Annotated in this window: 19 protein-coding genes; 11 read left to right on the top strand and 8 right to left on the bottom strand. The window is 61.2% G+C overall.

All coding sequences use genetic code 11. The annotated features are described in order from the left end of the window. Positions 1-4: 4 nt before the first annotated feature. From ICY20_RS13215 to yegS, 9 genes are all read left to right on the top strand, one after another. The gene (locus tag ICY20_RS13215) at positions 5-2,197 is read left to right on the top strand and encodes a chemotaxis protein CheA (RefSeq protein WP_159962048.1); all 2,193 of its coding nucleotides are present in this window, start codon (positions 5-7) and stop codon (positions 2,195-2,197) included. Between the two features lie 48 nt (positions 2,198-2,245). Continuing rightward, complete coding sequence (locus ICY20_RS13210; protein WP_194937691.1) at positions 2,246-3,382, top strand: protein-glutamate methylesterase/protein-glutamine glutaminase; 1,137 nt, start codon at positions 2,246-2,248, stop codon at positions 3,380-3,382. After that, positions 3,382-4,122: a flagellar motor protein gene (locus ICY20_RS13205; RefSeq protein ID WP_159962046.1), complete on the top strand. Its 741-nt coding sequence runs from the start codon at positions 3,382-3,384 to the stop codon at positions 4,120-4,122. The genes ICY20_RS13210 and ICY20_RS13205 overlap by 1 nt, the downstream gene beginning before the upstream one ends. A 109-nt stretch (positions 4,123-4,231) precedes the next feature. Then, positions 4,232-5,119 carry a flagellar motor protein MotD gene (gene motD, locus ICY20_RS13200; RefSeq protein ID WP_159962045.1) on the top strand — a complete coding sequence of 296 codons (888 nt, stop codon included), beginning with the start codon at positions 4,232-4,234 and terminating at the stop codon, positions 5,117-5,119. A gap of 50 nt (positions 5,120-5,169) precedes the next feature. Next, the gene (locus tag ICY20_RS13195) at positions 5,170-5,958 is read left to right on the top strand and encodes a ParA family protein (protein ID WP_159962044.1); all 789 of its coding nucleotides are present in this window, start codon (positions 5,170-5,172) and stop codon (positions 5,956-5,958) included. Next, positions 5,958-6,755 carry a CheW domain-containing protein gene (locus tag ICY20_RS13190; protein ID WP_194937690.1) on the top strand — a complete coding sequence of 266 codons (798 nt, stop codon included), beginning with the start codon at positions 5,958-5,960 and terminating at the stop codon, positions 6,753-6,755. The genes ICY20_RS13195 and ICY20_RS13190 overlap by 1 nt, the downstream gene beginning before the upstream one ends. Positions 6,756-6,835: 80 nt before the next feature. Next, complete coding sequence (locus ICY20_RS13185) at positions 6,836-7,321, top strand: chemotaxis protein CheW (protein WP_017735234.1); 486 nt, start codon at positions 6,836-6,838, stop codon at positions 7,319-7,321. Beyond that, a complete protein-coding gene (locus ICY20_RS13180; protein WP_159962042.1) occupies positions 7,322-7,714 on the top strand; it encodes a DUF2802 domain-containing protein in 393 nt (130 codons plus the stop codon). Between the two features lie 219 nt (positions 7,715-7,933). Next, on the top strand, positions 7,934-8,851 hold the full coding sequence (yegS, locus tag ICY20_RS13175) for a lipid kinase YegS (protein ID WP_159962041.1): 918 nt from the start codon (positions 7,934-7,936) through the stop codon (positions 8,849-8,851). Here the strand turns inward: yegS and ICY20_RS13170 are convergent. The 3 genes from ICY20_RS13170 to ICY20_RS13160 form a co-directional block, all read right to left on the bottom strand. Then, positions 8,810-9,469, bottom strand: coding sequence for a response regulator (locus ICY20_RS13170; RefSeq protein WP_159962040.1), 660 nt, complete (start codon positions 9,467-9,469; stop codon positions 8,810-8,812). The genes yegS and ICY20_RS13170 overlap by 42 nt on opposite strands. After that, positions 9,466-10,356, bottom strand: a complete 891-nt coding sequence (locus ICY20_RS13165; protein ID WP_159962060.1) for a sensor histidine kinase — start codon at positions 10,354-10,356, stop codon at positions 9,466-9,468. The genes ICY20_RS13170 and ICY20_RS13165 overlap by 4 nt, the downstream gene beginning before the upstream one ends. A 370-nt stretch (positions 10,357-10,726) precedes the next feature. Further along, positions 10,727-11,179 carry a hypothetical protein gene (locus tag ICY20_RS13160; RefSeq protein WP_194937689.1) on the bottom strand — a complete coding sequence of 151 codons (453 nt, stop codon included), beginning with the start codon at positions 11,177-11,179 and terminating at the stop codon, positions 10,727-10,729. A 540-nt stretch (positions 11,180-11,719) separates the two neighbouring features. Here ICY20_RS13160 and ICY20_RS13155 point away from each other — a divergent pair. Further along, on the top strand, positions 11,720-12,655 hold the full coding sequence (locus tag ICY20_RS13155) for a chemotaxis protein CheV (protein ID WP_159962039.1): 936 nt from the start codon (positions 11,720-11,722) through the stop codon (positions 12,653-12,655). 39 nt (positions 12,656-12,694) lie between these two features. Further along, complete coding sequence (locus tag ICY20_RS13150; protein WP_159962038.1) at positions 12,695-13,501, top strand: MOSC domain-containing protein; 807 nt, start codon at positions 12,695-12,697, stop codon at positions 13,499-13,501. Between the two features lie 48 nt (positions 13,502-13,549). Here the strand turns inward: ICY20_RS13150 and ppnP are convergent, their stop codons facing one another. From ppnP to atuD, 5 genes are all read right to left on the bottom strand, one after another. Further along, positions 13,550-13,834, bottom strand: a complete 285-nt coding sequence (ppnP, locus tag ICY20_RS13145) for a pyrimidine/purine nucleoside phosphorylase (RefSeq protein ID WP_135292017.1) — start codon at positions 13,832-13,834, stop codon at positions 13,550-13,552. Positions 13,835-13,897: 63 nt separating this feature from the next. Beyond that, positions 13,898-14,440, bottom strand: a complete 543-nt coding sequence (locus tag ICY20_RS13140; RefSeq protein ID WP_159962037.1) for an exonuclease domain-containing protein — start codon at positions 14,438-14,440, stop codon at positions 13,898-13,900. A gap of 74 nt (positions 14,441-14,514) precedes the next feature. Next, complete coding sequence (locus ICY20_RS13135; RefSeq protein ID WP_159962036.1) at positions 14,515-16,398, bottom strand: acetyl-CoA carboxylase biotin carboxylase subunit; 1,884 nt, start codon at positions 16,396-16,398, stop codon at positions 14,515-14,517. A 126-nt stretch (positions 16,399-16,524) separates the two neighbouring features. After that, a complete protein-coding gene (locus ICY20_RS13130; RefSeq protein ID WP_159962035.1) occupies positions 16,525-17,286 on the bottom strand; it encodes an enoyl-CoA hydratase/isomerase family protein in 762 nt (253 codons plus the stop codon). After that, a complete protein-coding gene (gene atuD, locus ICY20_RS13125) occupies positions 17,283-18,440 on the bottom strand; it encodes a citronellyl-CoA dehydrogenase (RefSeq protein ID WP_159962034.1) in 1,158 nt (385 codons plus the stop codon). Before atuD ends, ICY20_RS13130 begins: the two co-directional genes overlap by 4 nt. Positions 18,441-18,443: the final 3 nt, after the last annotated feature.

Genomic DNA, 18,443 nt, shown 5'->3' with positions numbered 1-18,443 from the left:
CCACATGAGCTTCGGCGCCGATGAAGAAATCCTTCAGGATTTCCTTGTAGAGGCCGGCGAAATTTTAGAGCAGTTGTCCGAGCAACTGGTCGAGCTGGAAAGCCGACCGGATGATGCGAACCTGCTCAATGCAATTTTTCGCGGTTTTCACACTGTAAAAGGGGGCGCCGGCTTCCTCCAGCTCCATGAGCTGGTGGAGTGCTGCCACATCGCCGAGAACGTGTTCGACATCCTGCGCAAGGGTGAGCGTCACGTTGATTCGGAATTGATGGACGTGATTCTCGAAGCACTGGATGCGGTCAATGGCATGTTCAGCGAAGTGCGCGAACGTGCCCCGATCACCGCGGCTACCCCGGAACTGCTGGCCGCCCTGGCGCGCTATGCCGAGCCTGCCGACACCTCGGCTGCGCCTGCGGTTGAAGCGGTTGCGGAGCCTGTGGTTGAGGCCGAGCCGGATGTGACTGACCACGAGTTCGAGCAGTTGCTCAACTCCCTCAGTGCCGTAAAGGCTGAGGCAGAAGCACCGGCGGCGCCCGTCGCAGCACCTACCAGCGAAGATATTACCGACGCAGAATTTGAATCCCTGCTCGACCAGTTGCACGGCAAAGGCCAGTTCGCCGCTGACGCCGTGGCGCCTGTCGCTGCGGTAGAAGCACCGGCTGCCACTGCCAGCACAGACATCACCGACGACGAATTCGAAGCGTTGCTCGACCAACTGCATGGCAAGGGCACTTTTGTCGCCGATGCCTTGCCGGCCGTCGCGGCAGTTGCAGCTGCACCCGCCGCCGCAGCACCTGCGGGCGATGGGCTGATCTCCGATCACGAATTCGAATCCCTGCTGGACGAGTTGCACGGCAAGGGCAAGTTCACAGAAGTCGCCCCGGCCGCTGCGGTGGCCACGGCTGCACCGGTTGCCGCCAAGCCTGCCGCGCCTGTCGCTGCCAAGCCCGCACCAGCCCCGGCTGCCGCTCCGGCTCCGGCGCGAGCAGCGGCGGCTGCCCCGCTCGCGGAAAAACCGGCCAGTGAAGCCGAAACCACCGTGCGGGTTGATACCGCACGCCTGGACGACATCATGAACATGGTCGGCGAACTGGTACTGGTGCGTAACCGCCTGGTGCGCCTGGGCCTGAGCAGTGGCGATGAAGCCATGCAAAAGGCCGTGTCGAACCTCGACGTGGTCACCGCCGATCTGCAAACCGCGGTGATGAAAACCCGGATGCAGCCGATCAAGAAAGTCTTCGGCCGCTTCCCGCGCCTGGTTCGTGACCTGGCGCGTCAGCTCAAGAAAGAGATCAACCTGGAACTGGTGGGCGAAGAAACCGACCTCGACAAAAACCTTGTCGAGGCCCTGGCCGACCCGCTGGTCCACTTGGTACGCAACGCCGTCGACCACGGCGTCGAAACCCCGGAAGAACGCGAAGCTTCGGGCAAGTCCCGTGGCGGCAAGGTGATTCTGGCGGCGGAGCAAGAAGGCGACCACATCCTGCTGTCGATCACCGATGACGGCAAAGGCATGGACCCGGCCATATTGCGCAATATCGCCGTCAAGCGTGGCGTGATGGACAAGGACGCCGCCGACCGTCTGACCGACACCGAGTGCTACAACCTGATCTTCGCCCCAGGCTTCTCGACCAAAACCGAGATTTCCGACGTGTCGGGCCGTGGCGTGGGCATGGACGTGGTGAAGACCAAGATCAGCCAGCTCAACGGCTCGATCAATATCTACTCGACCAAGGGCCAGGGCTCGAAGATCGTGATCAAGGTGCCGTTGACCTTGGCGATCATGCCGACCCTGATGGTGATGCTGGGCAACCAGGCGTTCGCCTTCCCGCTGGTCAACGTCAACGAGATCTTCCACCTCGACCTGTCGCGCACCAACGTGGTGGACGGCCAGGAAGTGGTGATCGTGCGCGACAAGGCGTTGCCACTGTTCTACCTCAAGCGCTGGCTGGTGGCTTCGGCCAAACATGAAGAGCAGCGTGAAGGCCATGTGGTGATTCTCTCCGTGGGCACCCAACGCATCGGCTTTGTGGTCGACCAGTTGGTTGGCCAGGAAGAAGTGGTCATCAAGCCTTTGGGCAAAATGCTGCAGGGAACCCCGGGCATGTCGGGTGCGACCATCACCGGTGACGGTCGGATCGCGCTGATTCTCGATGTTCCGAGCATGCTCAAGCGTTACGCCGCTCGGCGTATTTGATTCTGGTGGGGTAGGGCGGTAATGCCCGCCCCACCTAACGGAGTGTTTATGGCAGTCAAGGTCCTGGTGGTGGACGATTCGGGTTTCTTCCGTCGCCGCGTCTCGGAAATTCTTTCCGCCGATCCAAGTATCCAGGTGGTCGGTACGGCCACCAACGGTAAAGAGGCGATTGATCAAGCCATTGCGTTGAAGCCGGACGTGATCACCATGGACTACGAGATGCCGATGATGGATGGCATCACGGCAGTTCGGCACATCATGCAACGCTGCCCGACCCCGGTATTGATGTTTTCCTCGCTGACCCACGAAGGCGCCCGGGTCACCCTGGATGCGCTGGATGCCGGCGCGGTGGACTTCCTGCCGAAGAATTTCGAAGACATCTCGCGCAACCCCGAGAAGGTCAAGCAACTGCTGTGCGAGAAAGTCCACAGTATTTCCCGCAGTAACCGTCGTAGCCTGTTCAGCGCGCCTGCGCCTGCGCCAGCGCCGACACCTGCTCCCGCTGCGGCCCCGGCCACCTCGTTCGGGCGCCCTGCGCCAGCACCGGTGGCTCGCCCCGTAGCACCTGCGCCTGTGCGTACTGCTGCGCCCGCTGCTGCTCACTCGCCCGCGCCCAAGCGCAAGGCCTACAAGCTGGTGGCTATCGGTACGTCCACGGGCGGCCCGGTGGCTCTGCAACGCGTGTTGACCCAACTGCCGGCCAACTTCCCGGCGCCCATCGTGTTGATCCAGCACATGCCTGCCGCGTTCACCAAGGCCTTCGCCGAACGCCTGGACAAGCTGTGTCGCATCAGCGTCAAGGAAGCCGAGGATGGCGACATCCTGCGTCCTGGCCTGGCGCTGCTGGCCCCCGGTGGCAAGCAAATGATGGTGGATGGCCGTGGTGCGATCAAAATCCTGCCGGGCGATGAGCGCCTGAACTACAAGCCGTGCGTGGATATCACCTTTGGTTCGGCGGCCAAGTCCTATGGCGACAAAGTTCTGGCGGTGGTGCTCACCGGCATGGGTGCCGACGGCCGTGAAGGCGCACGCCTGCTCAAGCAGGGCGGCAGCGCCATCTGGGCCCAGGACGAAGCCAGTTGCGTGATCTATGGCATGCCCATGGCCATCGTCAAGGCTGAGCTGGCCGACGCCGTCTACAGCCTGGACGACATCGGCAAGCATCTGGTGGAGGCCTGTCTCTGATGGATGTATTGAGCCTGATCGGCATCATCATGGCGTTTGTCGCGATCATCGGCGGCAACTACCTCGAAGGCGGCCACCTCGGCGCCCTGGCCAACGGCCCGGCGGCGTTGATCGTGATCGGCGGCACCGTGGGTGCGGCGCTGTTGCAGTCGCCCCTGAGTTCGTTCAAGCGCGCCATGCAGATTCTGGTCTGGATCATTTTCCCGCCCCGCGTTGACTTGGCCGGTGGCATCGACCGCGTGGTCAACTGGAGCCTCACGGCGCGCAAGGAAGGCCTGCTGGGCCTCGAAGGCGTGGCCGATGCCGAGCCCGACAGCTACGCGCGCAAAGGCCTGCAACTGCTGGTGGACGGCGCCGAGCCGGAAGCGATCCGCAGCATCCTGGAGGTGGATTTCTACACCCAGGAAAGCCGCGACATCAACGCCGCCAAAGTCTTTGAAAGCATGGGCGGCTATGCGCCGACCATTGGCATCATCGGTGCGGTGATGGGCTTGATCCACGTGATGGGCAACCTGGCCGACCCTTCGCAGTTGGGCAGTGGCATTGCTGTTGCGTTCGTGGCCACCATCTACGGCGTGGCCAGCGCCAACCTGGTGTTGTTGCCGGTGGCCAGCAAGCTCAAGGCAATCGCTCAGCGCCAATCGCGTTACCGCGAGATGCTGCTCGAAGGCATCCTGTCGATTGCCGAGGGCGAGAACCCACGCTCCATCGAATTGAAGCTTCAGGGCTTCATGGATTGATGGCGATGGTTATCGACGTGTGGCGCACTGGCCGTTTGTGGCGAGCGAGCAAGCTCGCTCACCACAACCACAGCCACAGTCAATGGTGTGTTCAGGGAGGTAGCTGCCTGTGAGCCGTCGTCGTCGCGAGCCTGAAGAACACGTTAACCACGAGCGGTGGCTGGTGTCCTATGCGGACTTCATCACCTTGCTGTTCGCGTTTTTCGTGGTGATGTACTCCATCTCGTCGATCAACGAAGGCAAATACAAAGTCATTTCCCAGGCACTGATCGGCGTGTTCAACGACGCTGATCGCGCCCTCAAGCCGATCCCCATTGGTGAAGAGCGGCCCAAGACCGTCACCCCGGCCAAGCCGTTGGTCAACGACAGCGATGAAACCGCTGCCGGCGTGGGCGGCACCAGCGACCCGCTCAAAAGCATTGCCGATGATATCAGCGCCGCGTTTGGCGACCTGATCAGCTCCAACCAGATGACCGTGCGCGGCAATGAGTTGTGGGTCGAGATCGAGCTCAATTCCAGCCTGCTGTTCGCCAGTGCCGATGCGTTGCCCAGCGACCAGGCGTTCACCATCATCGACAAGGTCGCGGCGATCCTCAAGCCGTTTGAAAACCCGATCCACGTCGAAGGCTTTACCGACAATTTCCCGATTGCCACTGCGCAGTACCCGACCAACTGGGAGCTGTCGTCGGCACGCGCATCGAGCATCGTGCGCATGCTTGCGATGCAGGGTGTGAACCCTGGGCGCCTGGCGTCAGTGGGCTACGGCGAGTTCCAGCCAGTGGCCAATAACGCCACGGTAGAAGGACGGGCGAAGAACCGCCGGGTGGTATTGGTGGTGTCGCGCAACTTGGATGTGCGTCGCAGCCTGACCGGCACCGGCACCGCCAATGCAACACCCGACGCGGCCTTGAAGCGCGCTGGCACACAAACTGCTACGCCCCCTGTAAAGCCGCCGGTTCGTCAGAGCGCCGTCAATACTCCGTCGCCGGCTCAATAACCTATGCAATGTCTCGGTCGCGCCTGTGCCCACCGGGAGGAACCAACCGAATGAGAGTCTGGGCAGTTGCCAATCAAAAAGGTGGGGTCGGCAAGACCACCACCTCCATCGCCTTAGCCGGATTGCTGGCCGAGGCGGGCAAGCGTGTGGTCGTGGTGGACCTGGACCCCCACGGCTCCATGACCAGCTATTTCGGCTACGACCCGGATGCGCTGGAACACAGCAACTACGACCTGTTTCTGCACAAGGGCAGCGTACCGGCAGACTTGCCCAAGCAACTGCTGCTGCCCACCAGCAATGAAAGCATCTCGCTGCTGCCGTCCAGCACCGCGCTGGCCACCCTTGAGCGTCAGTCGCCGGGGCAGAGCGGCCTGGGGCTGGTGATCGCCAAGACCCTGGCGCAGCTGTGGCAGGACTTCGACTATGCAATCATCGACAGCCCACCGTTGCTGGGTGTGCTGATGGTCAACGCGTTGGCGGCGAGCCAGCAACTGGTGATTCCGGTGCAGACCGAGCACCTGGCCGTCAAAGGCCTTGAACGTATGGTCAGCACCCTGGCGATGATCAACCGCTCGCGCAAGCAAGCGCTGCCGTTCAGCATCGTGCCGACCTTGTTTGACCGCCGTACCCAGGCCTCCCTCGGCACCTTGCGTGTATTGCGCGATGCCTACCCGGACACCATCTGGAACGGCTATATCCCGGTGGACACGCGCCTGCGTGACGCCAGCCGCGCCGGCCTCACACCGTCGCAGTTCGACGCGAAAAGCCGTGGCGTGCTGGCCTACCGTGCCTTGCTCAAACACCTGCTGGCCCAGCAGCTTGTGGCGCAGGTGGCGTGATGAACCGGCCTATCGAATTCAAGACCCGGCCGCAACTGGCACTGGAATCCTACCTGGATGCCTTGCTGCAGGATGCGACCGCCGAAGAGTTGCCTGAGCCGATTCTGGTTCTTGAGCCCGCCAGCACACTGGATGAGTTCCAGTTGGCGGTGCTGGAGGAGCAGGCTCGCGACGCGAACGTAGTGCCGATTACAGCCCCGGTTGCAGCGCCCGTTGTAGTGCCAATCGTGCCCGTGGTCGTGGCACCGGTGGTGGTCGAGCCCGTGGTGGAAGTGCACCTGCCGCCGAGCATCATCCCGCCGCCGGTGACCGGTGACGGCCGCCCGGCTTGGGCCGCCGAGCCGTTCGAGTGCTTGCTGTTCGACGTCGCGGGCCTGACCCTGGCGGTGCCGCTGGTGTGCCTGGGCTCGATCTATTCTTTGGAAGGCCAGGAGCTGACGCCGCTGTTTGGGCAGCCAGAGTGGTTCCTTGGCATCCTGCCCAGCCAGGCAGGCAACCTTAAAGTCCTCGATACCGCGCGCTGGGTGATGCCCGACCGCTACCGCGATGACTTCCGCCAGGGTTTGCAATACGTGATTTCGGTACAGGGCTATGAGTGGGGGCTGGCGGTGCATCAAGTCAGCCGTTCGTTGCGCCTGGACCCGAACGAAATCAAATGGCGCAGCCAGCGGGGCCAGCGGCCTTGGCTGGCGGGCACCGTGATCGAACATATGTGCGCGTTGCTCGACGTTTCCGAGTTGGCCGAGTTGATCGCCAGCGGTGCCGTCAAGTCGATGCCTGTTACTACACGCAGTTGATTGAACAATAAGGGCCGTGCGCGAGTGGGGCCAATGAAGCACACACGCCGTGTAAAGCGGCATTTGAAGGGGTCAGGGGTATGAACAACAAGTCAGCGTCCGCACAAGGTTTGGATGATCCGATCCTGCAATGGGTAACCTTCAAGCTGGACAACGAGTCCTATGGCATCAACGTGATGCGCGTGCAAGAAGTGCTGCGTTACACCGAGATCGCCCCGGTGCCGGGTGCGCCAAGCTACGTGCTGGGTATCATCAACCTGCGTGGCAACGTAGTGACGGTGATCGACACCCGCCAGCGTTTTGGCCTGGTGCCGACCGAAGTCAACGACAACACTCGTATCGTCATCATCGAAGCCGACAAGCAAGTGGTCGGGATCATGGTCGACAGCGTGGCTGAAGTGGTTTACCTGCGCCAATCGGAAGTGGAAACCGCTCCGAACGTGGGTAACGAAGAGTCCGCCAAGTTTATCCAGGGCGTGTGCAACAAGAACGGCGAACTGCTGATTCTGGTTGAGCTGGACAAGATGATGAGCGAAGAAGAATGGTCGGATCTGGAGAACATCTGATTGTTTCTTGAAGCGGCGGTGATTGTCCTGGCCCTGTTGTGGGCTGGGACGTTGGCCTTCCTGCTGCGCTATGTGCGCCAGCAACGGGAATTGGCCCTGCAACAGGCCGAGCGCGACGCGGTACGTGATCGGCGTGTGCTGGAGCTGGTCAAGCGTGTTGATCACTACCAGCAAAGTGCGGTGAAGGTTGGGGATGAGGTGCATGAACTGCGCGCGATCCTCGGGCCATTGCCGGACAAGCTGGCACAGATCGAACAGCGCGACCCGGCCAGCCTGTCGTTTGCCCAGGCGGCGAAGCTGGTGGGGATGGGCGCTACGGTGGATGAGCTGACCCAGTCGTGCGGCCTCACCCAGGCTGAGGCGCAGTTGATGAGCAAGTTGCACAAGAGCTGACGGCATACCCTGGTTCAAAAAATGTGGGAGGGGGCTTGCCCCCGATAGCGGTGTCTCAGTACCAGATGTGCTGACTGATCCACCGCCATCGGGGGCAAGCCCCCTCCCACATTTTGCTTATGTGTTGCCTTGTGAATTATTTTCCAGCCTGACGACCTTTTGCCGCTCTCCAAGGGTCAACATCCTTCAAGCACCTTTGAATCCAGGAGTAACCCACCCATGACCACCCCCAAGGCACTGTTGATCCTCCACGGCAAGCAAGCTCTCAACGAGGACGTGCGCGCAGCCGTGCAGGCTCGGCGTGAACAGGGTACGGAGCTGGCGGTACGGGTGACCTGGGAGGGCGGTGATGCCCAGCGCCTGGTCAACGAAGCATTAGCTGACGGCTACACCCACATCATCGCCGGTGGCGGCGACGGCACCTTGCGTGACGTGGCCGAGGCCATGGCCCAAGCCAAGACTGACGCCAGCCTGGTGCTGATGCCCCTGGGCACCGCCAATGATTTCGCCAAGGCTGCAGGCGTGCCGCTGGAGCCAGCACAGGCCCTGGCGCTGCTGGATGTAGCGCCCAAGGCGATCGATCTCGGCCAGGTCGGTGGGCAAGTCTTCTTGAATATGGCCACCGGTGGTTTTGGCAGCCAGGTCACCGCCAATACCTCCGAAGACTTGAAGAAAGTCCTCGGCGGTGCCGCTTACCTGTTCACGGGTTTGACCCGCTTCAGTGAATTGAAAGCCGCCTATGGCGAACTGGAAGGCCCGGATTTCCATTGGAAGGGCGAGTTGCTTGCGCTGGGTATCGGCAACGGTCGCCAGGCGGGCGGTGGGCATGTGCTGTGCCCGGGTGCCATGGCAGACGATGGTTTGCTGGATATCAGCATTCTTCCGGCGCCTCAGGAGGTCGTGGGTACATTGCGCACCCTGATGACCGACGGCGGCATGGACAATCTGTTCGTGCGTGCGCGGCTGCCGTGGGTGCAGATCAAGGTGGCCGAAGGGCTGTACATCAACCTCGACGGTGAACCGCTCAAGGGCGACGACCTGCGCTTCGCCGCGCTGCCCAAAGCCTTGCGTGTGCATCTGCCGGTGGGTTCGCCGCTAGTCGTCCAGGCTGATGATCTGCTCGCGCACCGCGAATAACACCAGGCCCGCCACGTCGAAAATCTGCAGGCGTTTCATGATTTGCGAGCGGTGGGCTTCGACCGTCTTGATGCTCAGGCCCAGGCCGTGGGCGATTTCCCGGGTGGACTTGCCGCGCACGATCAAGCGCAGGATCTCCAGCTGGCGTGCCGTTAAGTTATGACTGCCGCCCGCGGGCGTGGTCGACCCCTGGTTGCGCACCAGCGCTTGGTTGATCACCGTGTGGGCGATGGCCGGGCTCAGGTAGCGCTCGTTGTTACGCAGCGCCAGCAATGCGTGTTCCAGCTCGCTGGCGGTGGTGTCCTTGAGCAGGTAGCCGTGTGCCCCGGACTCCAGCGCGCACATGATCAGCTCCGGGTCGGTGTGCATCGACAGGATCAGCACGCGGCTCTTGGGGTAGACGCGCTTGAGCTGCTGCAACGCGTCCAGGCCGCCGGTGTGCTTCATCGACAAATCCAGCAGCACGATATCGGGCTGCAGTTCACTGAACTGCTCAAGCAATTGCGCACCATCGCTGGCTTCACCGACCACCGTGTAGCCGGGAATATCCTGGACCAGCGCACGTACACCGGCTCTGATCAGCGCATGGTCATCCACCAGGAGTAGTTTGCAGCTCACTCGGGAACCTTAGGGGCACTGGCCCGTTCGAGGGCGCGCGGCGCCCAGGGGAAAAGTGCGTCGATGCGGGTGCCTTCGCCAGGTTGGCTGCTGACGCATAATGAACCGCCAAGTTGATCGATGCGCTCAGACATCCCGGCCATGCCGCGCTGGCCTTCCTGGCCCGGGTTGAGGGCGGGTGAGAAGCCCACGCCATCATCGCGGATCGTCAGCGACAATCCCTCGGGCAGGCGTTGCAGGCGTACCAGCAGGTTGTGTGCCTGGGCATGCCGGAGCATGTTGGTCACCGCTTCCTGGGTGATGCGAAAGGCCGCCAACGCCATGTCTTCAGGGATGCCGGTGAGCCGTTGCTGGCATTCCAGGCTCCAGTGAACAGGGGTGTTTCCCAGCGTCTTGAGCAGGTGCGCGCGAAGGCTGGCTTCCAGGCCCAGGCTGGCGAGTTGTCGAGGGTTGAGGATGGCGGACACGTCGCGCACCTTGGCAAGGGTCTCGTCAAGGGTGCTGCACAGCACAGCGCTCTGGCCTTGAAGCTCTTGCGGCAGGCGGCGTTTGAGCCATTCACTTTGCAGCTTGGCGGCGGTCAGCAATTGGCCGATATCGTCGTGCAGCTCACGGCTCAAACGGTGGCGTTCGTTTTCTTGCACTTGCAGCAGGCGCTCGGCCAGTTCCTGAGGCTCAAACTTGATGGCTTTGCGTGAGCGCCACTGTTGCACGCCGACCACCACAAACGTGGCCAGGTTAAGCAGCACCAGCATCGGTAGCGCTGCGCTAAAGCTGTAGGCCCACAGGCTCAGCAGCAGCGAGCCAAGGCACAGCGCGAGGATCAGGCGACGGGCATTGCTGCGCGATGCGGACCTGGCGAGGAGTGTCTTGAGCTTGGCGTACATAGCGGAGGGGGCCAATGAAGATTCGCTGCGGGAAGAGCGACCACGTCGGCTGACGGCGCTCTGCTTGGAATACGTGATCGAATCGTTTTTATGCATGATGAAGTTGAGTGACTTCGAGCGGGGCAATAGTACCACCACTATTACCGTTGGTCGCCTGATGCCGTGCGTTGGCGGGTGTAATACCCATACAAATGCTCCAGGCGGTAATCCCGGAGTTCATTAAAAGGGGGAGTTATATTGTTTAAGCGGATTTGTATCGTTATTACCGTTGATGGCTAATTGATATCTTTGCTGGCGCCACTGAGTCCCACGGTTAGTTGGTAGTGTCGTTTTCAGGTAAGTCATAAATTGAATGCGACCTGGTAATGCTTCAAGTCGATGCGTGATGTCTTCGTTGCTGCGGCTTGGAAGAGAAATCTTTCTGTGGAATCTGCAGCGTGACGGTCGCAATCAATGTCACTTGTTCGCTGTCATCCATGCCCAGTTCGCCAGTGCGGGTGTCGATCAACTCCAATTGCCAGGCCAGCAATGACAGGCAGGCATGCAGTGCGTCTAATGCCTGATCATGTAATTGCAGGGGGCTGGCTGCGTTGGCGATCAAGTTCTGGATATGCCGGGAAAACTCACTGATCGCCTGCAGAGCGAGGTTATCGGCTTTTTCGGCCAGTTTGATCAGGCTGGTCTTTATGCAATCGATCGCATCGTTGTCGTCGCGGATCAGATGCAAGTGACTTAAACACTCTTCCGACTTGGCCAGCAGCGTTTGCGCTTCGAGCAGAAAATCAAGAAGTGTGGTTTGCCATTCATTTGCGCTGTTCATCATGCAAGTCTCCACAACATAAGGTCGGGTGATGAGATGTCGCACCGGGTGAATGGCTTAAAACTAGCGCTGAAATATGACTGAAATCTGTAGGTTGCTTCTGAGTTTTCAGTAGGACGTTTATTAGAGTGCAGGCGACGGCATTGCGCAGCCCGGGTGGTTGGGGTCAGTTGCACAACTTCAGTTGCCGAGGCGCCTGCGTCTGAAAGACCCGTGGGCCGGGGGCTTGGGATGGCAAACAAAAGCCTGACTCCATTCATGCAATGAGAATGGCGTCACATTAATGGCTATTAGATATCGCGAATATCAGGTTGGGCCTGATTGCGCATAAGGGAATCCCTTATATGGCGGAACCTTGCGTCACTTTGAATGTCGCGCAACGTGGCTGCATTGCCATATGGAGAGGCCTGCGCAGTAAAGCATGATGTCAGTGTGACATCAATTAAATTCCGTGGCATTTTACCGGGGTCAAGATCTGGCGTTCGCCGCCGATAAACAGCCTTAAGTGAGCTGCACAACCCTTTAGCGCATCAGGAGCTTTTAATGGCCGGCATTCTCGACACGGTAGATCAACGCACGCAACTGGTGGGTGAGAATCGCCTGGAGATCCTCATGTTTCGCTTGGCCGGGCGGCAGCTGTTCGCGATCAACGTGTTCAAGGTGCAGGAAGTGCTGCAACTGCCCAAGTTGACCCTGATGCCCCAGCGCCATCCGTTCGTCTGTGGCGTGGTCAACCTGCGTGGCCAGACCTTGCCGGTGATCGACCTGTCCCAAGCCATCGGCATGCGCCCACTGGTGCCGGGCCCTAACAGCACCATTATCGTCACCGAGTACAACCGCTCCGTGCAGGCGTTCCTGGTGGGGGGTGTCGACCGCATCGTCAACATGAACTGGGAAGCCATCCTGCCGCCGCCGACCAGCGCCGGTCGCCAGCATTACCTCACCGCCATCAGCAAGGTCGACGACCAGTTGGTGGAAATCATCGACGTGGAAAAAGTCCTGGCCGAAATCGTGCCGTACAACGGCAAGGTCTCCCGCGAGAAACTCGAAGACCCGGTGCTGGAGCGCGCTCGTGGCCGCGAAGTGCTGCTGGTGGACGACTCCAACGTAGCCCTCTCGCAACTGCGTGGCACCCTCGGCCAACTTGGGCTGAAGATGCACATCGCCAGCGACGGCCTCAAGGCGCTGAACATGCTCAAGGCTTGGGCCGACAGCGGCGTGGTGATGACCGACAAGCTGCTGATGGTGTTCACCGACGCCGAAATGCCTGAAATGGACGGCTACCGCCTCACCACCGAGATTCGCAACGACCCGCGCCTGCGTGGGCTGTACGTGGTGCTGCACACCTCGCTGTCGGGCAGCTTCAACGACTCGATGGTGAAGAAGGTCGGCTGCGACAACTTCCTCTCCAAGTTCCAGCCCGACAAGCTGGTGGACGTGGTGCGCGAACGCCTGATGCTGGACGAAGTGCCCGCTTGACCTTAGGGTTGCATCTTTAACCCTCAGGAATGCAGGCCCATGCTTCGTCTCAGCGCGTTGTACCGTTACCCCTTGAAGTCCGGCAAGGCAGAGGTCTTGCAACAGATCGGCCTGGATAAACTGGGGCTGGACGGCGATCGCCGCTGGATGCTGGTAGACGAGGCCAGTGGGCGTTTTCTCACCCAGCGTGCGGTGGCGAAGATGAGCCAACTGTCGGCGTTGTGGAACAACACCGGTGGCCTGACTCTCAGCACTCCAGGCGTTGCGCCGCTGGACGTAGCGCTTCCCGGCAGCGACGCAGAACTGCGCGGCGTGACTATTTGGCGCGACACGTTACGCGTGCCTGACGCCGGCGACGCGGCCGCCGCCTGGGTCAGCGACTTCATCGGCAAACCCACGCGCCTGGTGCAAGTGCCGGTGGAGCGTGCGCGCAGCACTGAGGCGGGCTTCGGCAAGGACGACGACAAAGTCGGTTTTGCCGATGGCTTTCCCTTGCTGCTGATCGGCCAGGCCTCTCTGGACGACCTGTCCCAGCGCATCGGCCGGCCCATGGACATGCTGCGTTTTCGCCCCAACCTGGTGATCGAAGGCAGCGAGGCGTTTGCCGAAGATGGTTGGAAACGCGTGCGCATCGGCGACTTGGAGTTTCGCGTGGTCAAGTCGTGCTCACGCTGCATCCTCACCACCATCGACCCGGCCAGTGGCGAGCGCAGTGCCGACCGTGAACCCTTGGCGACGCTCAAGACCTATCGCGAACAGGACGGTGATGTGATGTTTGGCCAGAACCTGGTCAACGATGGCGTCGGCCAGTTGGCCGTGGGGATGCCGGTTACGATCCTGGAATAAAAAATGCCCGTCTCCTGCGAGACGGGCATTTTTTTGACCGGGTAACAATCAGCCGCGGTATTCACACAGGTAAGCAGTGTCTACCGCAACCTTGAGCTGGAACTTGCTGTTGGCCGGGACGTTGAACTGGCTGCCGGCGGCGAAGGTTTCCCACTCGGCGGCGTCTGGCAGCTTGACGGTCAGCGCACCGGAGACCACGTGCATGATTTCACGCTGGGCAGTGCCGAATTCGTATTCACCCGGGGCCATTACGCCGATGGTCGCCGGGCCTTCAGCGGTGCCGAAAGCGATCGACTTGACGGTGCCGTCGAAGTATTCGTTGACTTTAAACATGGGTGAATCCTCGGAAAAGGGTCTGGAAAGGTCGGCCAGTATGCCCAAGGGCAGGGGAGCTGCCTAGACCGGTAAAATCAGCGGCAGCAGGCGCGCGGTGTTACGCGCATCCTCCAGTGCCCGATGTTGCTGGCCATGGAACTGCATTCCCGCCAGTTGCAGCGCGCCATTGAGCCCCAAGGGCTTGTCCAGGCGCCGCGCTTTGGCGAAGCGTTGCTTGAGGTTCACATGGGGCGTGGCCGCCAACGCGCTGGCCAGGCCATGGCGTTGCCACTCCAGTTCCAACTGCCTGCGATCGTAATCGCCCCAGCTGGCCCAGCCTTCCAGGCGCGGCTGGTGCTGGCCCAGCCAGCGTTCGAACAACGGCCACACGTCAGTGATCGGCGCCGCGCCGTCGATGTTGGCCTGGGTGATGTGGGTCAGTTGGCGGCAGAACGGCGTCAGCAAGGGCCGACGCAGCGGCCGTACAAAACGCTGGAAGTGGTCCAGCTCGCGGCCCTGGCGGTTCACCAGGCTTGCGCCGATCTCGATGACTTCCATCTCTGTCACGGGCCAGCCGCCTTCATCCGTTGTGGCTTCAAGGTCAATAATCAGCCAATGAGGCATCGCGCAGGTTCCCGTACTCGTCCTTTCCTGATGGGGATAGAGCGTAGCCCGGCCTTCTAGTTCCGCCTAGGGGGTTATTCGATCTCCAACAACACCTGGCGATTGCGCACCTGATCGCCGGCAATCACCTGCACGCCCTTGATCACACCGTCGATGCCGGCGGTCAGTGGGTGCTCCATTTTCATCGCTTCCAGTACCAGCAGCAGTTGGCCTTTGCTGACGCTGTCGCCGGCACTGACGCGCACGTCGACAATGGCGCCATCCATCGGTGCCTTGACCGTGCCGCTGCGTGCATCGACCTGGCGGCTGGCGGCCTGCTGGGTGCGGTTAGTCACCGTCAGGCCCGGCAGCCACAGTTGGTCGCCGTCGAGGTGATAGGCGATGCGCCGGCGAATGCCGTTGAGCTGCACGATGACGTGGCGGCCGTCGGCGGTGAGCGACATTGGCTCAACGGTGACGGTGTGGACGGCGTCGTTGACTTCCAGGCGGTAAGTACACGAAACACTCGCGTTGTTTCGCCAGCCCGCCAGGCCCTGGGGGTGCTTGTCGGCGCTGTGTTGATAGAACAGCGCGGCGGCCAGGGCGAGTTGTTCTTTTGATGCCATGGTGTGCGTGACTTCGCTGAAATGCTGGGCGATGAAACCGGTACTGACATCGCCAGCGATAAAGTCTGGATGCTTGAGCACCTCCACCAGCAAGCGCTGATTGGTGCTCACCCCCAGCAGCACCGTGTCTTCCACCGCCCGCAGCAGTTTGCGTCGCGCCTCTTCACGGGTGGCGCCGTGGGCGATGATCTTGGCCAGCATCGGGTCATAGAACGGGCTGATGCGCTGGCCCTCCATCACGCCATGATCGGTACGCACGCCAGCAACAGGTAGCCAGCTCAGCACCTTGCCGGTTTGCGGCACAAAGCCTTGGGCCGGGTCTTCGGCGTAGAGGCGCACCTCCATGGCGTGGCCGCTGAGGGTCACGTCTTGTTGGGTCAATGGCAAGAGTTGGCCAGCGGCGATTTGCAGTTGCCAGTCCACCAGGTCGAGGCCGGTGATCAGCTCGGTGACCGGGTGCTCGACTTGCAGGCGGGTGTTCATTTCCAGGAAGTAAAACCGGCCGTTGCGATCGAGCAGGAACTCTACCGTGCCTGCACCCACGTAATTCACCGCGCGACCGGCCTTCAGGGCAGCTTCGCCCATGGCCTCGCGCAATTGAGGTGTCATGACCGGGCAGGGGGCTTCTTCGATGACTTTTTGATGGCGGCGCTGGATCGAACAATCGCGTTCGCCGAGGTAGATGAGATGGCCGTGGCTGTCGCCAAACAGTTGGATTTCAACGTGTCGGGGCTCAATCAGCGCTTGTTCGAGGATCAGCTCGTCGCTGCCGAAAGCGTTTTTTGCTTCAGAACGTGCGGTGTTTAGATTCTCCAGCAGGGCATCGGCACTGTGCACCAGGCGCATACCCCGGCCGCCGCCGCCGGCGCTGGCCTTGATCATCAAGGGGTAACCGATGCGCTGGGCTTCGCGTTGCAGTGTGGCATCGTCTTGTGCGCTGCCTTGGTAGCCGGCAATGCACGGCACACCCGCGTCGAGCATGGCGAGTTTGGACAGGCGTTTGCTGCCCATCAGTTCGATGGCCTCGACGCTGGGGCCGATAAAGGTCAGGCCTGTTGCCAGACATGCGCGGGCGAAGTCGGGGTTTTCGGAGAGGAAGCCGTAGCCTGGGTGGATGGCGTCGGCGCCGGTTTTTTGGGCGGCGTCCAAAATCGCCGGGATATTGAGATAGGACTGTTGCACGGGCGCCGGACCGATGTGCACGCCTTCATCGGCCATTTGCACATGCAGGGCCTGGGCGTCGGCATCGCTGTAGATGGCCACAGTGCGATAACCCAGGGCCTGGGCGGTGCGCTGTATGCGGCAGGCGATTTCGCCGCGGTTGGCGATGAGGATTTTGCTGAATGTGGGCATGGGGTTATCCCTGGGCTGATGAGGTGTTGGTTCGGGCCTCATCGGGGGCAAGCCCCCTCCCACATTCGACCGCATTCTCATGTTGGAACTCGGTTAAATGTGGGAGGGGGCTTGCCCCCGATTGCGTCATTTGCACCACCGAGGTTTTCGCTTTTGCACAAACGCCTGCGTCCCCTCAATCCCTTCCTCCCCCCTGACCGCTTCGGCAAACCACTGCGCCCCGCGATCCAAAACAACCTCAAGCGGCTCCTCCACACTCGCCAGCATCAACGCTTTAGTCCGCCCATTCGCCCCCGGCGCGCAGCGCAGCACTTGCCCCAGTACTTCATCCAAACGCTCAGCCAACGCCTGCGAATCACGCTCGGTAAAGTGCACCACACCCAATCGCTCAGCTTCTACACCATCAAACCGCGCCGCCGTCAGCGCCAGCCGCCGGGCCTGGGTGAGGCCGATGCGCTTGACCACAAATGGCGCAATCTGCGCCGGTAGCAAGCCCAGGCTGGTTTCCGGCAAGCCGAACTGGGCCTGGTGGTCGGCAATCGCAATATCACTGACACAGGCCAACCCGAACCCGCCGCCCAGTACGGCGCCTTGCAGTACCACGATCACCACTTGCGGCACGGCTTCGACGGTTTGCAGCAAGGTGCCAAACGCCCGGTTCAGTGCCTGCAACCCGTTGCCCGCAGTGACCAGGTCCTTCACATCCGCGCCGGCGCAGAAGTGCCCGTCGGCACCGCTGATTACCACTGCACGGGTCTGGCCGTCCAATTGCGTCAACACGGTGCGCAGTTCGTTGACCATTTCCAGGCTCATCGCGTTGCGGCTTTCGGGGCGGTTGAGGGTGATGTGCAGCACGCCATTGTGGGGCTCGAGCAGCAAGGTATTCATGGTTTTTTCCCCGGTAAGGTGCCCATCAGTTTGCAGATGATGCCCAGCATGATTTCGTCGGCGCCGCCGCCAATCGACACCAGGCGCACATCGCGATAAGCCCGTGCCACCGGGTTGTCCCACATAAAGCCCATGCCGCCCCAATATTGCAGGCAACTGTCGCTGACTTCGCGGCCCAGGCGCCCGGCCTTGAGCTTGGCCATGGAGGCCAGGCGCGTCACGTCCTGGCCTTTGATGTATTGCTCGGTGGCCTGGTAAACCAGCGCGCGCAGGCATTCGATTTCGGTGGCCAGTTCGGCCAGGCGAAAGTGGATCACCTGGTTGTCGATCAGCGCCTTGCCGAAGGTCTGGCGTTCCTTGCAATACGCGATGGTGCTGTCGATGCACTGCTCCAGGCCCTTGATCATATTGGCTGCGCCAAACAGGCGTTCTTCCTGGAACTGCAACATCTGCATCATGAAGCCCGCGCCTTCGTGGCCGATGCGGTTGCGTTGGGGGATGCGCACGTTATCGAAGAACACCTGGGCGGTCTCGGAGCTGTGCATGCCGAGCTTTTCCAGAGGCGCGCTGAGGCTAATACCGGGGGTTTTCATCGGCACCATGATCAGCGATTTGTTGATGTGCGGCTTGTCGTCGGAGGTGTTGGCCAGCAGGCAGATAAAGTCAGCGCTTGGGGAGTTAGTGATCCACATCTTGCTGCCGTTGATCACGTAGTCGTCACCGTCCTTGCGTGCATGGGTCTTGAGCCCGGCGACATCGGAGCCGGCGCCGGTTTCCGAAACGCCAATGCAACCGACCTGTTCGCCGCTGATGGCCGGGCGCAGGAATTCGTCGCGCAGCTCATCGCTGCCAAAGCGGGCGAGGGCGGGGGTGCACATGTCGGTCTGCACGCCGATGGACATGGGGATACCGCCGCAGCGAATAGTGCCGAACTCTTCGGCGGCGACGATGGAGTAGCTGTAGTCCAGGCCCATGCCGCCGAATTTTTCCGGTTTGGAAATGCCCAGCAGGCCCAGGTCACCGGCCTTGCGGAAAATATCGTGGATGGGAAAGCGCCCGGCCTTTTCCCATTCGTCCACATGGGGGTTGATCTCGCGGTCGACGAAGGCGCGGACGGTGCGGCGTAGTTCCTGGTGTTCCTGGGTGAAGATCATTGT

Source organism: Pseudomonas pisciculturae, assembly GCF_015461805.1.
Lineage (GTDB): Bacteria > Pseudomonadota > Gammaproteobacteria > Pseudomonadales > Pseudomonadaceae > Aquipseudomonas > Aquipseudomonas pisciculturae.
The sequence above is the reverse complement of the archived record's forward strand: the minus strand, read 5'-3'. Positions and strand labels throughout refer to the sequence as shown.

What these genes read in the sequence shown, in the direction of transcription:
- ICY20_RS13215 (WP_159962048.1), top strand. Translation starts at nt 5, where the DNA reads ATGAGCTTCGGCGCCGATGAAGAAATCCTTCAGGATTTCCTTGTAGAG.
- ICY20_RS13210 (WP_194937691.1), top strand. Translation starts at nt 2,246, where the DNA reads ATGGCAGTCAAGGTCCTGGTGGTGGACGATTCGGGTTTCTTCCGTCGC.
- ICY20_RS13205 (WP_159962046.1), top strand. Translation starts at nt 3,382, where the DNA reads ATGGATGTATTGAGCCTGATCGGCATCATCATGGCGTTTGTCGCGATC.
- ICY20_RS13195 (WP_159962044.1), top strand. Translation starts at nt 5,170, where the DNA reads ATGAGAGTCTGGGCAGTTGCCAATCAAAAAGGTGGGGTCGGCAAGACC.
- ICY20_RS13190 (WP_194937690.1), top strand. Translation starts at nt 5,958, where the DNA reads ATGAACCGGCCTATCGAATTCAAGACCCGGCCGCAACTGGCACTGGAA.
- ICY20_RS13185 (WP_017735234.1), top strand. Translation starts at nt 6,836, where the DNA reads ATGAACAACAAGTCAGCGTCCGCACAAGGTTTGGATGATCCGATCCTG.
- yegS (WP_159962041.1), top strand. Translation starts at nt 7,934, where the DNA reads ATGACCACCCCCAAGGCACTGTTGATCCTCCACGGCAAGCAAGCTCTC.
- ICY20_RS13165 (WP_159962060.1), bottom strand. Translation starts at nt 10,356, where the DNA reads ATGTACGCCAAGCTCAAGACACTCCTCGCCAGGTCCGCATCGCGCAGC.
- ICY20_RS13160 (WP_194937689.1), bottom strand. Translation starts at nt 11,179, where the DNA reads ATGATGAACAGCGCAAATGAATGGCAAACCACACTTCTTGATTTTCTG.
- ICY20_RS13155 (WP_159962039.1), top strand. Translation starts at nt 11,720, where the DNA reads ATGGCCGGCATTCTCGACACGGTAGATCAACGCACGCAACTGGTGGGT.
- ICY20_RS13150 (WP_159962038.1), top strand. Translation starts at nt 12,695, where the DNA reads ATGCTTCGTCTCAGCGCGTTGTACCGTTACCCCTTGAAGTCCGGCAAG.
- ppnP (WP_135292017.1), bottom strand. Translation starts at nt 13,834, where the DNA reads ATGTTTAAAGTCAACGAATACTTCGACGGCACCGTCAAGTCGATCGCT.
- ICY20_RS13140 (WP_159962037.1), bottom strand. Translation starts at nt 14,440, where the DNA reads ATGCCTCATTGGCTGATTATTGACCTTGAAGCCACAACGGATGAAGGC.
- ICY20_RS13135 (WP_159962036.1), bottom strand. Translation starts at nt 16,398, where the DNA reads ATGCCCACATTCAGCAAAATCCTCATCGCCAACCGCGGCGAAATCGCC.
- ICY20_RS13130 (WP_159962035.1), bottom strand. Translation starts at nt 17,286, where the DNA reads ATGAATACCTTGCTGCTCGAGCCCCACAATGGCGTGCTGCACATCACC.
- atuD (WP_159962034.1), bottom strand. Translation starts at nt 18,440, where the DNA reads ATGATCTTCACCCAGGAACACCAGGAACTACGCCGCACCGTCCGCGCC.